The sequence below is a fragment of the Pseudomonas sp. Irchel 3F3 genome (assembly GCF_900187545.1).
GTDB classification, from domain to species: Bacteria; Pseudomonadota; Gammaproteobacteria; order Pseudomonadales; family Pseudomonadaceae; genus Aquipseudomonas; species Aquipseudomonas fortuita.
Window position 1 is genome coordinate 284,345 of the sequence record NZ_FYDS01000006.1, and the last position, 18,124, is coordinate 302,468.

Annotated in this window: 16 protein-coding genes; 5 read left to right on the top strand and 11 right to left on the bottom strand. The window is 62.4% G+C overall.

Annotated features, from left to right (window positions below; all coding sequences use genetic code 11):
• Nucleotides 1-136 precede the first annotated feature (136 nt).
• From phoB to CKW35_RS15025, 3 genes are all read left to right on the top strand, one after another.
• Nucleotides 137-826 (top strand): phosphate regulon transcriptional regulator PhoB, encoded by a 690-nt coding sequence (phoB, locus tag CKW35_RS15015; RefSeq protein ID WP_003253341.1) that lies wholly within the window; start codon nt 137-139, stop codon nt 824-826.
• 48 nt (nt 827-874) lie between these two features.
• Nucleotides 875-2,182 (top strand): phosphate regulon sensor histidine kinase PhoR, encoded by a 1,308-nt coding sequence (phoR, locus tag CKW35_RS15020; protein WP_023046971.1) that lies wholly within the window; start codon nt 875-877, stop codon nt 2,180-2,182.
• Between the two features lie 172 nt (nt 2,183-2,354).
• Nucleotides 2,355-3,695 (top strand): hemolysin family protein, encoded by a 1,341-nt coding sequence (locus CKW35_RS15025; RefSeq protein WP_095116244.1) that lies wholly within the window; start codon nt 2,355-2,357, stop codon nt 3,693-3,695.
• A gap of 117 nt (nt 3,696-3,812) precedes the next feature.
• Here CKW35_RS15025 and CKW35_RS15030 read toward each other — a convergent pair whose 3' ends face one another.
• From CKW35_RS15030 to CKW35_RS15065, 8 genes are all read right to left on the bottom strand, one after another.
• The gene (locus CKW35_RS15030) at nt 3,813-4,709 is read right to left on the bottom strand and encodes a peptidoglycan DD-metalloendopeptidase family protein (protein ID WP_016489844.1); all 897 of its coding nucleotides are present in this window, start codon (nt 4,707-4,709) and stop codon (nt 3,813-3,815) included.
• Nucleotides 4,710-4,883: 174 nt separating this feature from the next.
• Complete coding sequence (locus tag CKW35_RS15035; RefSeq protein WP_095116246.1) at nt 4,884-5,780, bottom strand: response regulator; 897 nt, start codon at nt 5,778-5,780, stop codon at nt 4,884-4,886.
• A 164-nt stretch (nt 5,781-5,944) separates the two neighbouring features.
• Nucleotides 5,945-6,715 carry a phosphate signaling complex protein PhoU gene (gene phoU / locus CKW35_RS15040; protein WP_016489846.1) on the bottom strand — a complete coding sequence of 257 codons (771 nt, stop codon included), beginning with the start codon at nt 6,713-6,715 and terminating at the stop codon, nt 5,945-5,947.
• A gap of 73 nt (nt 6,716-6,788) precedes the next feature.
• Entirely contained in the window at nt 6,789-7,622 is an 834-nt protein-coding gene (pstB, locus tag CKW35_RS15045; RefSeq protein WP_016489847.1) for a phosphate ABC transporter ATP-binding protein PstB, read from the bottom strand.
• A gap of 72 nt (nt 7,623-7,694) precedes the next feature.
• Nucleotides 7,695-9,311, bottom strand: coding sequence for a phosphate ABC transporter permease PstA (gene pstA, locus CKW35_RS15050; RefSeq protein ID WP_172455922.1), 1,617 nt, complete (start codon nt 9,309-9,311; stop codon nt 7,695-7,697).
• A gap of 71 nt (nt 9,312-9,382) precedes the next feature.
• Nucleotides 9,383-11,671, bottom strand: a complete 2,289-nt coding sequence (locus tag CKW35_RS15055) for an ABC transporter permease subunit (protein ID WP_095116248.1) — start codon at nt 11,669-11,671, stop codon at nt 9,383-9,385.
• A 139-nt stretch (nt 11,672-11,810) separates the two neighbouring features.
• Nucleotides 11,811-12,809 (bottom strand): phosphate ABC transporter substrate-binding protein PstS, encoded by a 999-nt coding sequence (locus CKW35_RS15060; RefSeq protein WP_016489850.1) that lies wholly within the window; start codon nt 12,807-12,809, stop codon nt 11,811-11,813.
• A 218-nt stretch (nt 12,810-13,027) separates the two neighbouring features.
• Complete coding sequence (locus CKW35_RS15065) at nt 13,028-14,317, bottom strand: MFS transporter (RefSeq protein WP_016489851.1); 1,290 nt, start codon at nt 14,315-14,317, stop codon at nt 13,028-13,030.
• 360 nt (nt 14,318-14,677) lie between these two features.
• Between CKW35_RS15065 and CKW35_RS15070 the strand changes: the two genes are divergently transcribed.
• Together CKW35_RS15070 and CKW35_RS15075 are read left to right on the top strand one after the other, a co-directional pair.
• On the top strand, nt 14,678-15,076 hold the full coding sequence (locus CKW35_RS15070) for an acyl-CoA thioesterase (protein WP_016489852.1): 399 nt from the start codon (nt 14,678-14,680) through the stop codon (nt 15,074-15,076).
• 71 nt (nt 15,077-15,147) lie between these two features.
• Complete coding sequence (locus tag CKW35_RS15075; protein WP_016489853.1) at nt 15,148-16,044, top strand: D-hexose-6-phosphate mutarotase; 897 nt, start codon at nt 15,148-15,150, stop codon at nt 16,042-16,044.
• A gap of 61 nt (nt 16,045-16,105) precedes the next feature.
• Here the strand turns inward: CKW35_RS15075 and CKW35_RS15080 are convergent, their stop codons facing one another.
• The 3 genes from CKW35_RS15080 to CKW35_RS15090 all read right to left on the bottom strand — a co-directional run bounded on the left by CKW35_RS15080 (nt 16,106) and on the right by CKW35_RS15090 (nt 18,124).
• A complete protein-coding gene (locus CKW35_RS15080) occupies nt 16,106-16,639 on the bottom strand; it encodes a DUF3299 domain-containing protein (protein ID WP_161775560.1) in 534 nt (177 codons plus the stop codon).
• A gap of 48 nt (nt 16,640-16,687) precedes the next feature.
• Complete coding sequence (locus CKW35_RS15085) at nt 16,688-16,933, bottom strand: GlsB/YeaQ/YmgE family stress response membrane protein (RefSeq protein WP_010955824.1); 246 nt, start codon at nt 16,931-16,933, stop codon at nt 16,688-16,690.
• Between the two features lie 108 nt (nt 16,934-17,041).
• Complete coding sequence (locus tag CKW35_RS15090) at nt 17,042-18,124, bottom strand: 5-(carboxyamino)imidazole ribonucleotide synthase (protein ID WP_095116250.1); 1,083 nt, start codon at nt 18,122-18,124, stop codon at nt 17,042-17,044.

The window sequence follows — 18,124 nt, forward strand, 5'->3', positions numbered from 1 at the left end:
TTGCCGCCGCAGCGGCCCTTTCAAGCCTAGTTCAGTCACGCAATGTCGCCATAACGGCCAACACCCTGTCACACAGCTGCAATAATTCCGTTATCTAATGCGGGCCAAGACACCGAATCCAGGAGAGGTTTTGAGCATGGTTGGCAGGAACATTCTGATCGTCGACGACGAAGCACCCATTCGCGAGATGATCGCCGTTGCCCTGGAAATGGCCGGCTATGACTGCCTGGAAGCGGAAAACTCCCAACAGGCCCACGCGATCATCGTCGACCGCAAACCGGACCTGATCCTGCTCGACTGGATGTTGCCCGGCACCTCTGGCATCGAGCTGGCCCGCCGCCTCAAGCGCGATGAGCTGACCGGCGACATCCCGATCATCATGCTTACCGCCAAGGGTGAAGAGGACAACAAGATCCAGGGCCTTGAAGTGGGTGCTGACGACTACATCACCAAGCCGTTCTCGCCGCGCGAACTGGTAGCGCGCCTGAAAGCCGTGCTGCGTCGCACCGGCCCGAGCGACAGCGAAGCACCGATCGAAGTCGGCGGCCTGCTGCTCGACCCGATCAGCCACCGCGTCACCATCGACGGCAAGCCCGCCGAGATGGGCCCCACCGAATACCGCCTGCTGCAGTTCTTCATGACCCACCAGGAGCGCGCCTACACCCGTGGCCAGCTGCTGGACCAGGTGTGGGGCGGCAACGTCTATGTCGAAGAACGCACCGTCGACGTACACATCCGTCGTCTGCGCAAGGCGCTGGGTGAGGCCTACGAAAATCTGGTACAAACCGTGCGGGGCACTGGCTACCGCTTCTCGACCAAGAGCTGATCGAGTTCAAAAGCGCCAAGCTGCACGTCGTTGTACAAGGACCGTCAATTGAACCAGAACTGGCACGCAACCCTGATTCGCCATCTGTTGTTGCTGATTACCGTCTGCCTGATTGGCGGGCTGGTCAGCGGCTACTATGGCTGGAGCCTGGCCATTGGCCTGGCGCTTTACCTGGGCTGGACCCTCAAGCAGCTGCTGCGCCTGCACGACTGGCTGCGCAACCACCAACCCGATGAAGCACCGCCCGATGGTTACGGCCTATGGGGCGAGGTGTTCGACAGCATCTACCACCTGCAGCGCCGCGACCAGCGCGTGCGTGGCCGCCTGCAGGCAGTGATCGACCGGGTGCAGGAGTCCACCGCCGCGCTGCGCGACGCGGTGATCATGCTCGACAGCGACGGCAACCTGGAGTGGTGGAACCGTGCCGCCGAAACCCTGCTGGGGTTCAAGACCCCGCAGGACGGTGGCCAGCAGGTAACCAACCTGGTGCGCCATCCGCGCTTCAAGGAGTACTTCGAGACGGAGAACTACCTCGAACCGCTGGAAATACCCTCGCCCATCAACGACCGGATGCGCCTGCAGTTGCACATCACCCGCTACGGCAACAACGAACACCTGATGCTGGTGCGCGATGTCACGCGCATTCACCAGCTGGAACAGATGCGCAAGGACTTCGTCGCCAACGTGTCGCACGAATTGCGCACGCCACTGACGGTGATCACGGGGTATCTGGAAACCCTGCTGGACAACGTAGAGGATGTGAACCCGCGCTGGGGCCGCGCCCTGCAGCAGATGAGCCAGCAAGGCTCGCGCATGCAGACGCTGCTCAACGACCTGTTGCTGCTGGCCAAGCTGGAAGCCACCGATTACCCGTCGGACAACCAGCCGGTGGCGGTCGAAGCCCTGCTCGCCGCGATCAAGAACGACGCTCAGGCCCTGTCTGGGCCACGTAACCAGCGCATCACCCTCGAAGCCGCGCCCGGTGTGAAGCTGAAGGGCAGCGAGTCAGAGCTGCGCAGTGCCTTTTCCAACCTGGTGTTCAACGCGGTCAAGTACACCCAGGACGAGGGCAACATCCGCATCCGCTGGTGGGCCGATGCCCAGGGTGCCCACTTGTCGGTGCAGGACTCGGGGGTGGGCATCGACGCCAAGCATTTGCCCCGCCTGACCGAACGCTTCTACCGGGTGGACTCCAGCCGTGCATCGAATACCGGTGGCACAGGGCTGGGGCTGGCGATCGTCAAGCATGTGCTGATGCGCCACCGCGGCAAACTGGACATCAGCAGCGTGCCGGGCCACGGCAGCACCTTTACCTGTCACTTTGCGCCGGCACAACTGGTCAACGAAAAGGCTTGAGATCGGCGCGGCTGCGCAGCCCTTCGCGGGCAGGCCCGCTTCCACACGGACCGCAATAAGCCAGCCACCCTTTGCTTTTACGGCCCCAGCCGCTACATTGGATCCCCTGTGCCAGCAAGAGCTGGCACTTTTTTTCTCCCAATCTCAAGACGGACCCCGTAAAAACTCCATCATGGACCCTTCCCCTGGTATCAGCCTCACCTCGTTATTCGCCGATTTCGGCATGATCATCTTTGCCTTGCTGCTGGTGCTGCTCAACGGCTTCTTCGTTGCCGCCGAGTTCGCCATGGTCAAGCTGCGCGCCACGCGCGTGGAGTCCATCGCCGAACAGCATGGCTGGCGCGGCAATATCCTGCGCAAGGTCCACAACCAGCTCGACGCCTACCTGTCAGCGTGCCAGCTGGGCATCACCCTCGCCTCCCTGGGCCTGGGCTGGGTCGGCGAACCGGCCTTTGCCCACTTGCTCGAGCCGCTGCTCGCGTACTTCGGTGTCGACTCGCCCGAACTGATCAAGGGCGTGTCGTTCTTCGTCGCATTCTTTGTCATTTCCTACCTGCACATCGTGGTCGGTGAGCTGGCGCCCAAATCCTGGGCCATCCGCAAGCCCGAGCTGCTGTCGCTGTGGACGGCCGTGCCGCTGTACCTGTTCTACTGGGCGATGTACCCGGCCATCTACCTGCTCAATGCCAGCGCCAACACCATCCTGCGCATTGCCGGCCAGGGCGAACCGGGCCCGCACCACGACCACCACTACAGCCGTGAAGAGCTGAAGCTGATCCTGCACTCCAGCCGTGGCCAGGACCCGAGCGACCAAGGCATGCGTGTGCTCGCCTCGGCCGTGGAAATGGGCGAGCTGGAAGTGGTCGACTGGGCCAACTCGCGTGAAGACATGGTCAGCATCGATGCCAATGCACCGCTGAAGCAGATCCTGGCTTTGATACGTCGCCACAAATTCAGCCGCTACCCGGTGTATGACGCCGAGCGTGAAGAGTTCACCGGGCTGCTGCACATCAAGGACCTGCTGCTGGAGCTTGCCGAACTGGAGCACTTGCCCGAGACCATCGACCTGGACGACCTTGCCCGGCCGCTGGAGCGCGTATCGCGGCACATGCCGCTGTCGCAACTGCTGGAGCAGTTCCGCAAGGGCGGCGCGCACTTCGTGCTGGTGGAGGAAGCCGACGGCAAGGTAATCGGCTACCTGACCATGGAAGACGTGCTGGAAGTGCTGGTGGGCGATATCCAGGACGAACACCGCAAGACCGAGCGCGGCATCCTTGCGTACCAGCCAGGCAAGCTGCTGGTACGCGGTGACACCCCGCTGTTCAAGGTGGAGCGCCTGCTGGGCATCGACCTCGATCACATCGAGGCGGAAACCTTGGCGGGGCTGATCTACGAGACGCTCAAGCGCGTACCGGAAGAAGAGGAAGTGCTGGAGGTCGAAGGGCTGCGCATCATCATCAAGAAGATGAAAGGGCCCAAGATCGTGCTGGCCAAGGTGCTCAAGCTCGATTGAGGAGTACGGGGCTGCTGCGCAGCCCATCGCGGCACAAGGCCGCTCCTACAGGGGTTCGCGTAATCCTGTAGGAGCGGCCTTGTGCCGCGAAAGGGCCGCAAAGCGGCCCCAAAAATCTCAAGGGTTACCCGCAGTAAAGTCGGGCAACCCGCTGATCGGCCGGTCGAACCGGTAAGGTATCGACTCCAGCGCCAACCCCACATTGCGCTGCACCACAAAATGCAGGTGCGGGCCTGTGCTGTTGCCAGTATTGCCCGACTTGGCCAGCATCTGCCCCTGGCGTACCCGCTGCCCCTCCGCCACCACCACCGAACCACGCATCAGGTGCAGATAAACGCCCATGGTGCCGTCCGGGTGCAGGATCCTGACAAAGTTGCCCGAGGGGTTGGGCTCGCGCCCGCTCTGGCTGTTCTGCGTCTTCACCACCACGCCTTCCCGCGCCGCGATGATGGTAGTGCCTTCAGGCATGGCGAAATCCATGGCGTAGCGCCCTTTGGGCCCAAAATGGCTGACACGGCCGTTGGGGCCTTGGGTGACGCGGAACGGCCCGCCGACCCAGGGGAACGCATACCGGAAGCCCTGAGGCCGCTTGCCAGGGTCCCCCATGGCCTGGAGCAGCGTCGAGCGGTAGTTCAGCAGCAGCCCGGGGCGCCCCCTGAGCACGCTGAGCATTTGCGTGGTGCGCGGCGGCAGCAGCCGGCGCACGATACGCGGGGCATCGCCGCCTTGGGCGTTCACCAGGTTGTCCAGGCGTAATTCGACCTCTACCGGCACATGCAGCTCGTTGCGTGCCGAAAAGCTCACGCCGCCGTCGAAGGTTTTCGCGTTCAGCAGCACTTGGCCTTCGAGCGTTTCGACCATGGGCTCGCGCAGCACCAAGGGTTTGGCGCCAGGGCCTGGCCGGTCGGTATAGGACACGACACCGAAATCGTCGGTGATTTTATAGAGCGTCACACCCAGGCTCGACGCCGAGGCCATGAGCAATGCACAGAACAGCAGCAGGCGGGCGGGCATGATAGTGGCTTTTTGACAGTTATGATCTGTCGAAGCCTAGCAGCGCGTTTTGAGGCAGGTATTGCAGTTGGTCGGATGGCTCAGGGCTGCGCGGGCTTTTGGAGCGGCCTTGTGTCGCGATAGGGCTGCGGCAGCAGCCCCAGGATTTCAGCTTCGCCGCATGAATTGCCGGGCTCAGGCGCCGGGTGTGAAGTGTTTCTGCGCGGTGCCGCGGGCAATCAGGCGCGACAGGTAATCAAGCTTCTGGGCGTCCTGGTCAACAAACTTGAAGGTCAACTGCAGCCAGTCGCTGTCGGGCTTGGGCTCCAATGCGGCAACGGCGTGCAGGTAGCCGTTCAGGCGGGCGACTTCGGCGTTCTCGCCCTGCTCCAGGTCCAGCACGGCGCCCTCCAGCACCTGCGGCAGCGCTTCGCTGCGGCGTACCACCAACAGCGCCTCTTTCAGGCTCAGCGCCTTGATCACGCACGGTTGCATGCCGCTGGCCAGGCGCAACTGGCCTTGGCCCCGCCCCGTCGGCGCGGGGGCTGGAGGCGTAGGTGCAGTGACCAATGGCTTGGCAGCCACTGGCGCCGATGGGGGGGCCGTCACCTTGGCTGCCTCTGGCTTGCCACCTGTCAGGGCACTCAAAGAATCGTTGGCGAATGCCGGGTTGGCCCGCGCCGGGCCGATGGCCATCAGGCTGTCGAGCTTACCGATCCTGGTCAGCGCTTTTTTCACCTTGGTCAGCAGTTGTTCATTGGTGAACGGCTTGCCAACAAAGTCGGAAACGCCCGCCTGGATCGCCTGAATGACGTTTTCCTTGTCGCCACGGCTGGTCACCATGATGAACTGCAGGTTCTTCAGCGCTGGCTGCTGACGGCACCAGGTGAGCAATTCCAGGCCGGACATTTCCGGCATTTCCCAGTCACACAGGACCAGGTCGAAGGCTTCCTTGCCCAGCATGGCCATGGCCTTGCGACCATTGATGGCGTCGTCGATGGCCATGCCCGGGAAGGCATTGCGCAGGCACTTGCGGACCAGGTCACGGATAAACGGGGCGTCATCCACGACCAGCACATTCACTTTACTCATCAATACTCCTTCTGAATCCCGACTAGCCTACTGCCAAATAATGGCCATTTGCTACAACCTGGTCACGCCGGGACTTCTTCACATCGTTCGCGGGTGCCTGCCGGCTCCTCGACCGCAAACGAAAACGCCCGGCCAAGGCCGGGCGTCGAAGCTCGGGAGCAACCTTACTTATCGTCAGATTCGCCCGGAACATTAGCCTTTTCGCCGTCGGCGACAGCGGTACCCTGCACTTCTGCCGTCATCCGCTTGAGGCCCATGTGGCGCACGTCGGTGCCGCGCACCAGGTAAATCACCAACTCGGAGATGTTGCGGGCATGGTCACCGATACGCTCCAGCGAGCGCAGCGCCCAGATCACGCTCAGTACCCGCGAGATAGAGCGCGGGTCTTCCATCATGTAGGTCACCAGCTCGCGCAGGGCAGTCTTGTACTCGCGGTCGATGGTCTTGTCGTACTGGGCTACCGATAATGCCAGGTCGGCATCGAAGCGGGCAAAAGCATCAAGCGCATCGCGGACCATGTTGCGCACCTGGTCGCCAATGTGGCGCACCTCGACGTAGCCGCGCGGCGACTCGCCTTCTTCGCACAGCTGGATGGCGCGGCGAGCAATTTTGGTGGCCTCGTCACCAATGCGCTCAAGGTCGATCACCGACTTGGAGATGCTGATGATCAGGCGCAGGTCGGAGGCCGCCGGCTGGCGACGGGCGAGGATGCGCACGCATTCCTCGTCGATGTTGCGCTCCATCTGGTTGATCTGTTCGTCGACTTCGCGCACTTGCTGGGCCAGACCCGAGTCGGCCTCGATCAGCGCTGTAACCGCGTCATTGACTTGTTTTTCCACCAGACCACCCATGGCCAGCAGGTGGCTGCGCACCTCTTCGAGCTCGGCGTTGAACTGCTGGGAAATATGGTGAGTAAGGCTTTCTTTGTTGATCATCGTTCGCTCCGCGAAGAGGCTTCAAGCTTCAAGTAGTTCGTGTCATTCCCTGTGGGAGCGGGCCGCGTGGCTGCTAGCCGTAGCGACCGGTGATGTAGTCTTCGGTCTGCTTCTTCGCCGGGTTGGTGAACAGGGTATCGGTGTCACCGAATTCGACCAGTTTGCCCATGTACATGAATGCGGTGTAGTCCGAAACCCGGGCCGCCTGCTGCATGTTGTGGGTCACGATGACGATGGTGTACTTGGCTTTCAATTCGTAGATCAGTTCTTCGACCTTCAGGGTCGAGATCGGGTCCAGTGCCGAGCACGGTTCGTCGAGCAACAGCACTTCCGGCTCCACGGCAATGGTGCGGGCGATGACCAGACGCTGCTGCTGGCCACCGGAAAGGCCTAGCGCCGACTCGTGCAGGCGGTCTTTGACCTCGTCCCACAGGGCCGCGCCCTTGAGCGCCCACTCCACGGCTTCGTCAAGCACACGCTTTTTGTTGATGCCCTGGATACGCAGGCCGTAGACCACGTTCTCGTAGATGGTCTTGGGGAACGGGTTGGGCTTCTGGAACACCATGCCCACACGGCGGCGCAGCTCGGCCACGTCTTCGCCCTTGCGGTAAATGTTGTTGCCGTACAGGTTGATGGCGCCTTCCACACGGCAGCCATCAACCAGGTCGTTCATCCGGTTGAAGGTGCGCAGCAGGGTCGACTTGCCGCAGCCGGAGGGGCCGATGAAGGCGGTTACGCGCTGCTTGGGAATGTTCATGCTGACGTCGAACAGCGCCTGCTTGTCGCCGTAGAACAGGCTCAGGCCCGGCACTTCGATGGCCACGGTTTCTTCGGCCAGGTGCAGGCTCTGCTTGTTGCGGCCCAGGGCAGACATGTCGATGCCGTGGGTATGAGAATCTTGCTGCATGGTCAACTCCATACGCTGTCAATTCGTTTCAAAGGGCCGCCCGGCTCACCGGGGGCACGCTTGCAATCAGGCTCAGCTGTCCAGCGCCTTGTACTTCTCGCGCAGGTGGTTGCGGATCCACACGGCCGACAAGTTGAGGGAAGCGATCACCAGCACCAGCAACAGTGCCGTGGCGTACACCAGCGGCCGCGCGGCCTCGACGTTCGGGCTCTGGAAGCCGACGTCATAGATGTGGAAGCCCAAGTGCATGATCTTCTGGTCCAGGTGCAGGTAGGGGTAGTTCCCGTCCACTGGCAGCGACGGCGCCAGCTTCACCACACCCACCAGCATCAGCGGCGCCACTTCACCGGCAGCGCGGGCCACGGCGAGGATCATGCCGGTCATCATGGCCGGGCTTGCCATGGGCAAGACGATCTTCCACAGCGTCTCGGCCTTGGTCGCGCCCAAGGCCAGCGAGCCCTCGCGCACGGTACGCGGAATACGCGCCAAACCTTCTTCGGTGGCCACGATCACCACCGGAACAGCCAGCAGTGCCAGGGTCAACGATGCCCACAGCAGGCCCGGGGTACCCAAGGTCGGCGCCGGCAGGGCTTCGGGGAAGAACAAGCGGTCTATCGAGCCACCCAGCACGTAGACGAAGAAGCCCAGGCCGAACACACCGTAGACGATCGCCGGCACGCCAGCCAGGTTGTTCACTGCAATACGGATCAGGCGGGTCACCGGGCCTTGCCGTGCGTACTCGCGCAGGTACACAGCAGCCAGCACGCCAAACGGGGTGACGATTACGGCCATGATCAGGGTCATCATCACGGTACCGAAAATGGCCGGGAAGATACCGCCTTCGGTGTTGGCCTCACGCGGGTCATCGCTGAGGAACTCCCAGACTTTGGCAAAGTAAGTACCCAGCTTGTTGAAACCGGACATGCCGTTCGGCTGGATGGCGTGCACCACCTTGCTCAGGTTGATCTCCACTTCACGGCCGTTGGCGTCACGGGCCACCAGGCTGTCGCGGGCGAACGCCTGGTGCAGGCCGCTCAAGCGGTCTTCGATGGCTTTGTAGCGGCTGTTCAGCTCGGCGCGGTCGGCGTCCATGTCGGCCTGGGCGGCGGCGTCCAGCTTGCCGTCCAGTTCCAGCTTGCGGGCCTGCAGGCGCAGGCGCTCAAGGCCATGGTTGATGGCACCGATGTCCTTCTTCTCCAACTGCTGCAGCTCACCGTTGAGCTGGTTGGCGCGCTTTAGGCGGGCCTGCAGTTCGTTCCACGCAGCAGGGCCTTCGGCAACTACGCGGCCCTCTTCCTTGACGCTGACCAGGTAGCCATAGAAGTTGCCCCACTCGCGGCGCTCCAGGGCGATCAGGTCGGCCGGGCGCTGTTCATCGACCAGCCAGTCGCCGACCACCCAGGTGAAGTCGCTGCCGTTGAGGTCGCGGTTACCCACCTTTATCAGCTCGCGGGTCATGAACTCCGGGCCCTGGTCCGGTACCGGCAGGCCGGCCCCCTTCAGGCGGGCACGGGGTACCTCTTCCTTTTGCACCACTTCGCCGATGACGACATGGTCAGCCTGGCCCGGCACCTTGTAGGTGGCCTGGACAAGATCGGCCGGCCAGAAGTGGCCCAGGCCGCGCACGGCAATCACCGCCAGCAGGCCGACGGTCATGATCACCGCCATGGCCACGGCGCCGCCGCTCATCCAGACGCCAGGGGCGCCGCTCTTGAACCAGCCTTTGAGGGAATCCTTTTTCACGGATCGCTACCTTTCTATCAAAGCGACGAGTATTTCTTGCGCAGACGCTGGCGAATCAGCTCGGCCAAGGTGTTCATGACGAACGTGAACATCAGCAGCACCAGGGCGGCCAGGAACAGCACGCGATAGTGGCTGCCACCGACTTCCGATTCCGGCATTTCCACGGCCACGTTGGCGGCCAGGGTGCGCATGCCCTCGAACAGGTTCATCTCCATCACCGGGGTGTTGCCGGTGGCCATCAGCACGATCATGGTCTCACCCACCGCACGGCCCATGCCGATCATCAGCGCCGAGAAGATACCCGGGCTGGCGGTGAGGATGACCACGCGGGTCAGGGTCTGCCAAGGCGTCGCACCCAGGGCCAAAGAGCCCAGGGTCAGGCTGCGCGGCACGCTGAATACGGCATCCTCGGCAATGGAGTAGATGTTCGGGATGACCGCAAAGCCCATGGCGATACCCACTACCAGGGCGTTGCGCTGGTCGTAGGTGATGCCCAGGTCGTTGGTGATCCACAGGCGCATGTCACCGCCGAAGAACCAGTTTTCCAGGTGCGGGCTCATGGTCAGGGCGAACCAGCCGGTGAACAGGATGACCGGTATCAGGATCGCAGCTTCCCAACCATCCGGCACACGCAGGCGGATCGACTCCGGCAGGCGGCTCCAGGTGAAGCCGGCCAGCAGGATGCCGAACGGCATCAGCAGGAACAGGCTGAACACGCCAGGCAGGTGGCCTTCGAGGTACGGCGCCAGGAACAGGCCGGCGAAGAAGCCGAGGATTACCGTCGGCATGGCTTCCATCAGCTCGATCACCGGTTTGACCTTGCGGCGCATGCCCGGGGCCATGAAGTAGGCGGTGTAGATGGCGGCGGCAATGGCCAGCGGGGCGGCCAGGATCATCGCGTAGAACGCGGCCTTCAGCGTACCGAAGGTCAGCGGCGAGAGGCTCAGCTTGGGCTCGAAGTCGGTATTGGAAGCAGTCGATTGCCAGACGTATTTCGGCTCGTCGTAGTTCTCGTACCACACCTTGCCCCACAGTGCGCTGAAGGAAACTTCAGGGTGCGGGTTGCGCAGGCTCAGCGGCAGCAGCTTGCCGCCCTCTTCGATGATGATACGGTTGGCGCGCGGCGACAGGGCCAAGGTGCCCGGGCCTTCGGCAGCAGGCTCCACCAGCAGGGTGCGGTGCGCCGTGCTGTGGAACACGCCCAGCTTGCCGTCGGCGTCCAGGGCGATGAAGCCTTTGCGGCGCTCTTCGGCGTCGATCTGCACCACCGGGGCCTTGCCCATCTGGAAGGTACGGATCTGCTTGAAGCGCGATTCGCCGTCCGGGTCACGGGCCATGAACCATTGGGCCAGGCCACCTTTGGAATCACCAATGATCAGCGAAATGCCGCCGACCAACTGGGCGCTGGCGGTAATTTCAGTGTCAGCGCTTTCGGCCAGTTTGTAGCGGCCGTTGAGGCTCTTGTCACGCAGGCTGAACACGTCGGCGGTGGCGCGGCCGTTGATCACGTAGAGCCACTGCTGACGCGGGTCGATGAAGATGTTCTTCACCGCTTCGGTCATCTGCGGCAGCACGATACGGTTCTGCTCGGTGGTGACCTCTTCGGTCATCATGTTTTCGGTGCGCGTCAGCTGCACCACCTGCAGGTGCGCGCCGGTAGACCCGGCCAGTACCAGGGTGTCGCCATTGACGTTGACGTTGACGTGTTCCAGCGCACGGCCCTGTTCGTCGAGCACGAACGGCTGCTCACCGTACGGGTAGTCGATGCCGGGGGTGATGGTTTTCTTGTTGTCCGGGTAGGTGATCTTGTAGGTGTGGTGGAACACCAGCGCCTGACCATTGGACAAACCCAGCACCACCAACGGGCTGCCCGGCTGGTCGGTACTGATCGAGGTGACCTGGGTGTCTGCCGGCACTGGCAGATCGACCCGCTTGAGCTCGTTACCGGTCTTGGTATCGAAGAACAGTGCCTGGCCCTTGTCCGAAACTCGCATCCCCACCAGGTTCTGTTCTTCAAGCGCGATCAGCAGCGGCTTACCGGCATCCTGTTGCAGCCAGGTAGGCTCCAGGGCTTTTTTGCTGGTGAGCTCGGCGCCCTGGAACAGTGGCAACACCACATAGGCCAGGTAGAAGAAGATCAGGGTGATTGCCGCCAACACGGCAAGCCCGCCCACCAGGACGTACCAGCGGGTCAGGCGGTCCTTGAGCGCACGCATGCGGCGCTTGCGTTGCAACTCGGGCGTATTGAAATCAATGCGCACGGGCTGGGAGTTTTGGGTCATGTTGGAATTGGCCAGATCATTCATGCGCACACCCTAGCGGTCCCGTGTGACAAAAACATTACAAAGTGGTGACGCGCGAAAGCCCGCCGCACAGTGAACCTGGCTTCGGACTGGAAATTCGTGGAAGAGGCCGGGCATCAGCACCGGCCCCCTCTTCAGTTACTTACTTCTTTGCGACGTTACCGGCGTGGGACAGGCCCAGGTCAGCCAGGGTCTTGTCGACGACTTTGGCCGGCAGCGGGATGTAGCCATCTTTCACCACGACCTGCTGGCCAGCTTGCGACAGTACCAGCTTGACGAACTCGGCTTCCAGCGGCGCCAAAGGCTTGTTCGGGGCCTTGTTGACGTAGACGTACAGGAAGCGCGACAGCGGGTAGGTGCCGTTCAGGGCATTGGCTTCGTTGTCTTCAACGAACTCGCCGCCTTCTTTCTTGGCCAGGGCTACGGTCTTGACGCTGGCGGTCTTGTAGCCGATACCCGAGTAGCCGATGCCGTTCAGCGAGGAGCTGATCGACTGCACGACCGACGCCGAGCCAGGCTGTTCGTTCACGTTAGGCTTGAAGTCGCCTTTGCACAGGGCTTCTTCCTTGAAGTAACCGTAGGTGCCCGATACCGAGTTGCGGCCGAACAGCTGGATTGGCTTGTTGGCCAGATCACCGGTCACACCAACGTCGCCCCAGGTCTTGATATCAGCCTTGCCACCGCACAGGCGGGTGGAGGAGAAGATGGCGTCGACCTGGGCCATGGTCAGGCCTTTGATCGGGTTGTCCTTGTGCACGAACACGGCCAGGGCGTCGACGGCAACCGGGATGGCAGTTGGCTTGTAGCCGTACTTCTGCTCGAAGGCCTGCAGCTCGACGTCCTTCATCTTGCGGCTCATCGGGCCGAGGTTGGCGGTGCCTTCGGTCAGCGCGGGTGGCGCGGTGGAAGAGCCGGCAGCCTGGATCTGGATGTTTACGTTCGGATATTCCTTCTTGTAGGCCTCGGCCCACAGGGTCATAAGGTTCGCGAGGGTATCGGAACCGACGCTGGAGAGGTTGCCCGAAACACCGGTGGTTTTGGTGTAGGTCGGGATTGCAGGATCGACAGCGGCTACCGCGTTGGCGGTTGCAACGCCAGCGGCGGCAAAGGTAAGGGCCGCCATCAAACGCTTCAGTTTCATGCCTTGCTCCTAGCAGGAATATTGGGGTGTTGGATGGAACGGGCCCAAGTATCGGCAGGCCGCATGAACACGATATGACTTCATTGTGACAATTGGATGAAAGGCCATCACTGATAGCAGGTCTGGCCTCTTCGCGGGCACGCCCGCTCCCACAGGGGTTGTGCTGAGCCCTGTGGGAGCGGGCGTGCCCGCGAAGAGGCCAGCAGCCCCGAAACAGATCAGCGCTTGTTGGCGAGCAGGTACAGGCCTACCGCCAGACCCACGGCGCACAGGCCTGCTACATAATAGGCAGGCGCCATCGGGCTTACTTTCAGCAGCGCGGTCACCACCATTGGCGTCAAGCCACCGAAAATCGCGTAGGCCACGTTGTACGAGAACGACAGCCCACTGAAGCGCACCGCCGCCGGGAATGCCTTGACCATCACATAAGGCACCGCGCCGATCACACCCACGCACAGGCCGGTCAGCGCATACAGCGGGAACAGCAGCTCGGGCCGGGTTGGCAGGCTATGGTAGAAGGTCCAGGAACTGGCCAGCAGCAGCAGGCTGCCGATCACGAACACCCGCCCCGCCCCAAAGCGGTCGGCCAGGCTGCCGGCGCCGATGCAGCCAAAGCTGAGCAGCACGATGGCCATGCTGTTGGCCTTGAGCGAGTCGAGCGGGCTGATGTGGTAGAAGCTCTGCAGTAGCGCAGGGGTCATCAGGATAACCACCACGATACCGGCCGACAGCATCCAGGTCAGCAGCATCGACAGGATGATCGGGCCGCGGTGGTCGCGCAGCACGGCGCGCAGCGGCAGCTCCTCGGCCAGCGCCTTGCGTTGCTGCATTTCGGCAAACACCGGGGTTTCGTGCAGCCAGCGGCGCAGGTACACCGAGAACAGGCCGAACACACCGCCGAGCAGGAACGGGATACGCCAGGCGTAATCGGCCACTTCGTCGGCGCTGTACACGCTGTTGATCAAGGTCGCCACCAGCGAGCCCAGCAGAATGCCCGCCGTCAGGCCTGCGGTCAGGGTACCGCATGCGTAGCCGGTGTTGCGCGCCGGTACGTGCTCAGAGACGAACACCCAGGCGCCCGGCACCTCGCCACCAATCGCCGCGCCCTGGATCACCCGCATCAGCAGCAGCAGGATCGGCGCCCACATGCCGATTTGTGCGTATGTTGGCAGCAGGCCCATGATCAGGGTCGGCAGGGCCATCATGAAGATGCTCAGGGTAAACATCTTCTTGCGTCCAAGCAGGTCACCAAAGTGGGCCATGATGATGCCCCCCAGCGGCCGCGCCAGGTAGCCAGCGGCGAAGATGCCGAACGTTTGCATCAGGCGCAGCCACTCGGGCATGTCGGCCGGGAAGAACAGCTTGCCAACCACCGTGGCGAAGAACACGAAGATGATGAAGTCGTAGAACTCCAGTGCGCCACCCAGGGCGGACAGCGAGAGTGTTTTGTAGTCACTGCGGGTCAGCGGCCGCGGAGGCTGCTCGATACTGCTCGGCACGGAAGTCATCGATCGTTGTTCTCTTGTAGGGCATGCAGGCCGCTTGGCACGCGGCTTCTGGATTGGGAGACAGGCGAAGATAGCAAATTGCCGAGCCGCGCCGAAAGCGATACAAAATCCATACAGATATTCATGAATGCGCGGTCGTCGCTGGCAGTTATGCCCTATATACTGCTGATTCGTAGGAAAAGGTTGTTGCCCGCGTGGGATGTTGTGCGAAAACGCCGGTCTTTATGTCAGACGGTTTCGCAGAGTTTCCCTACGGCCGTCCAGTGAAACGAAATCGGCGTAGTATGTTTCAAGCTGAATCGTTTACCCGGCCTTCGCGCCACACCAACGAAAAGCGTCACGGGTCAGAGGCCCCATCGCATGATTGAGCTCGAACAAGAAGATCCAATCCCGCAAGGCGACCTGGCCTTGCAAATCACCGCACTCCCGCGCGAAACCAACGGGTTTGGCGACATCTTCGGCGGCTGGCTGGTTGCCCAGATGGACTTGGCCGGCACCGCCATGGCCAGCCGCGTCGCCGGTGGCCGCGTGGCGACCGTGGCCATTGAACGCATGGCCTTCCTGGTACCCGTTGCAGTGGGCGCACAGCTGTCGTTCTATACCCAGACCCTGGAAATCGGCCGCAGCTCGATTCAGATGATGGTCGAAGTGTGGAGCGACGACCCGCTGTCCAGTGAATGGCGCAAGGTTACCGAAGCGGCATTCGTCTTCGTCGCCATCGACGGCAGTGGCCGCACCCGTTCCGTGCCTCGTCGCTGAGCCACGCGGGCGGTAAACTCATTGCATGTGCCCGGGTCCAAGGCCCACTGGCTATCAATGAGATGAACGCAATGGCTACCTTTCAGGTCGTAACCGAGCAACATGGCGAACTCAATTGCTGGCGTATCAGCAGCGATCGCGCCGAACTCCTGATCGCCCAGCAGGGCGCACAGATCCTCAGCTACCAGCGGGTCGGCGAGCCGCCGCTGCTGTGGCTGAGCGACCAGGCCATCTTCCGCCACGGCAAGTCGGTACGCGCCGGTGTGCCGGTGTGCTGGCCGTGGTTCGGCAACCTGCAGCGCAACCCCCAGGCCGTTCAGGCCATGTACCACGGCGAGCAGGCGCCTGCTCACGGGCTTGCGCGCTCGCGTGACTGGCAGCTGCTGGGTATCGAGGAAGCGGGCAACGGCCTGCGCATTGAATTCCAATTGCCTGAAGCGCAGGGCGATCTACCCGGCTGGCCTCATGAGGTCGAGCTGAAGCTGGTGGTGGAGCTGGATGAGGCGCTAAAGCTGAACCTGACCAGCCGCAATATGGGCAATACCCCCGTTACCATCAGCCAGGCCTTGCACAGCTACTTCGCGGTCAGCGATGTGCGCCAGGCGCGGGTCGAAGGCGTCGAGGGCCTGGGCTATATCGAAACCCTTGCCGACTGGGAACAGCGGGAGCAGCAGGGCGCACTGGCGTTTGCCGGGGAAACTGACCGGATCTACCTCGCTACCCCACAGACCCTGAGCATTGTCGACCCGCACTGGAACCGGCGGATTACCTTGACCAGCAGTGGCTCGCGCTCGGCGGTGATCTGGAACCCCTGGACCGAGCGGGCCAAGGAGCTGGCGGACATGGCTGATGATGGCTGGCAGCGGATGCTGTGCATCGAGACAGCGAATGTGTGGAATGATCTGGTGGAATTGAAGCCTGGGGCGAGTCATTCGCTGGGTGTACAGATCGGTTGTGAAATGATCTGAGGCCTGCAATGTTTTTGCCGGCCTCTTCGCGGGCTTGCCCGCGAAGAGGCCGGGCCAGGTATCAGAGGTCTGCGTCTTCCACCACCCTCACCTTCCCCGCATCCAGCGCATAGGCCGCATCGGCCAGGTCATTGCTGACCTTTTCCACCTTCAGCTTGCCGCTGACCCACAGCGGTGTGTAGATGTCATCGATCTTCAACCCTTTCGGGTAGCGCACCAGCACCAGCTGGTTCGGCGGCGGTGGCGGCACATGGATGCACGCGCCCGGGTACGGCACCAGGAAGAACAGCGTGCTGTTGCCCTTGGCATCGCTTTCCAGCGGCACCGGGTAGCCACCCAGGCGAATGTCCTTGCCGTTCATGGCAGCCACGGTCTTGGTCGAATACATCACCGCTGGCAGGCCCTTGCTCTGCTTGAGCCCACCCTTGTCGGTAAAGGTGCCCATGGCTTCCGGCGAGTTGTGATCGATTTCGGGCATTTGCTCGAGCGCTTTCTGGTCCGACTTGGGCATAAGCTCCAGCCAGTCGGTTTCAGGCAGTTCGGCATGGGCCAGGGTACTGGCCAACAACAGGGGGACGAGAAAAAAGGCTCGCATGGCAATGCTCGGCAACTCGAATGAATTGCCGGGCATTCTAACCAGTATTCAGCGTTTCTTGATGAATCCGTAGATCACCAGAAGGACCACGGCACCGACCAGCGCGCCAAAGAAGCCCGCCGCCTGACCGGCCTGGTAGATGCCCAGTGCCTGGCCGCCATAGGTCGCCAGCAAGGAGCCGGCAATACCCAGCAGGATGGTCATGATCCAGCCCATGCTGTCGTCGCCCGGCTTGATGAAGCGGGCCAGCAGGCCGACGATGAGGCCGATAAAAATGGTTCCAATGATGCCCATGGCAATCCCTCTGCAGTGAATATGGAGCAAGCCAAAGCCTAGACGGGCTTTGGCTTGTTGCCATGTTCAGAGGGCAAGCCGCTTGCAGAAGTTCGATTTGTAGCCCGATCAGTTGCTGATCAGAGCCTCTACTTCGGCAATCTTGCGCTGAAGGGTGGCCATGTCATGGCAGCGCAACGTGGCGTGGCCAACCTTGCGGCCGACCTTGAAGGCCTTGCCGTAGTGGTGCAGGTGGCAGTCGCCGATGGCGACGACCTTGTCCACGGCCGGCACTTCACCGATGAAGTTGAGCATTGCGCTCTCGCCCACCTTGGCCGTCGAGCCCAGCGGCAGGCCAGCGACGGCGCGCAGGTGGTTCTCGAACTGGCTGCACTCGGCGCCTTCGATGGTCCAGTGCCCGGAGTTGTGCACGCGCGGGGCGATTTCGTTGGCCTTCAGGCCACCGTCAACTTCGAAGAACTCGAAGGCCATGACGCCAACGTAGTCCAGCTTCTGCAGCACACGGCCAACGTAGTCTTCGGCCAATGCCTGCAGCGGGTGCGCCTGGCTGGCCACCGACAGGCGCAGGATGCCGCTTTCGTGGGTGTTGTGCACCAGCGGGTAGAAGCGGGTTTCGCCATCACGGGCACGCACGGCCACCAGCGACACTTCGCCAGTGAACGGCACGAAGCCTTCCAGCAGGCACGGCACGCTACCCAGCTCGACGAAGGTGCCTACCACGTCTTCTGGCGTGCGCAGCACCTTCTGACCCTTGCCGTCGTAGCCCAAGGTGCGGGTTTTCAGCACGGCAGGCAGGCCGATGCTGGCCACTGCGGCGTCCAGGTCTGCCTGGGAAAGGATGTCGGCGAAGGCCGGGGTAGGAATACCCAGGTCGCGGAACATGCTCTTTTCGAACAAGCGGTCACGGGCGATGCGCAGCGCTTCGGCACTGGGGTAGACCGGCACGAACTGCGAGAGGAAAGCCACGGTCTCGGCCGGTACGCTTTCGAACTCGAAGGTGACCAGGTCGACTTCGTCGGCCAGCTGGCGCAGGTGGTCCTGGTCGCCATAGTCGGCACGTAGATGCTCGCCCAACGGCGCGGCACAGGCGTCCGGTGCCGGGTCGAGGAAGGCGAAGTTCATGCCCAGCGGGGTACCCGCCAGGGCCAGCATGCGGCCCAGCTGGCCGCCACCGATTACACCGATCTTCAT

Excerpts from the sequence above, each read along its gene's own strand:
- CKW35_RS15035 (WP_095116246.1), bottom strand. The coding sequence starts at position 5,780 with ATGAGTAAAGTGAATGTGCTGGTCGTGGATGACGCCCCGTTTATCCGT.
- phoB (WP_003253341.1), top strand. The coding sequence starts at position 137 with ATGGTTGGCAGGAACATTCTGATCGTCGACGACGAAGCACCCATTCGC.
- CKW35_RS15090 (WP_095116250.1), bottom strand. The coding sequence starts at position 18,124 with ATGAAGATCGGTGTAATCGGTGGCGGCCAGCTGGGCCGCATGCTGGCC.
- CKW35_RS15085 (WP_010955824.1), bottom strand. The coding sequence starts at position 16,933 with ATGGGCATCATTGGAACCATTTTTATCGGCCTCATCGTCGGCCTGCTG.
- pstB (WP_016489847.1), bottom strand. The coding sequence starts at position 7,622 with ATGCAGCAAGATTCTCATACCCACGGCATCGACATGTCTGCCCTGGGC.
- CKW35_RS15025 (WP_095116244.1), top strand. The coding sequence starts at position 2,355 with ATGGACCCTTCCCCTGGTATCAGCCTCACCTCGTTATTCGCCGATTTC.
- CKW35_RS15060 (WP_016489850.1), bottom strand. The coding sequence starts at position 12,809 with ATGAAACTGAAGCGTTTGATGGCGGCCCTTACCTTTGCCGCCGCTGGC.
- CKW35_RS15055 (WP_095116248.1), bottom strand. The coding sequence starts at position 11,671 with ATGAATGATCTGGCCAATTCCAACATGACCCAAAACTCCCAGCCCGTG.
- CKW35_RS15080 (WP_161775560.1), bottom strand. The coding sequence starts at position 16,639 with ATGCGAGCCTTTTTTCTCGTCCCCCTGTTGTTGGCCAGTACCCTGGCC.
- CKW35_RS15030 (WP_016489844.1), bottom strand. The coding sequence starts at position 4,709 with ATGCCCGCCCGCCTGCTGCTGTTCTGTGCATTGCTCATGGCCTCGGCG.
- pstA (WP_172455922.1), bottom strand. The coding sequence starts at position 9,311 with ATGAGCGGCGGCGCCGTGGCCATGGCGGTGATCATGACCGTCGGCCTG.
- CKW35_RS15065 (WP_016489851.1), bottom strand. The coding sequence starts at position 14,317 with ATGACTTCCGTGCCGAGCAGTATCGAGCAGCCTCCGCGGCCGCTGACC.
- CKW35_RS15070 (WP_016489852.1), top strand. The coding sequence starts at position 14,678 with ATGATTGAGCTCGAACAAGAAGATCCAATCCCGCAAGGCGACCTGGCC.
- CKW35_RS15075 (WP_016489853.1), top strand. The coding sequence starts at position 15,148 with ATGGCTACCTTTCAGGTCGTAACCGAGCAACATGGCGAACTCAATTGC.
- phoU (WP_016489846.1), bottom strand. The coding sequence starts at position 6,715 with ATGATCAACAAAGAAAGCCTTACTCACCATATTTCCCAGCAGTTCAAC.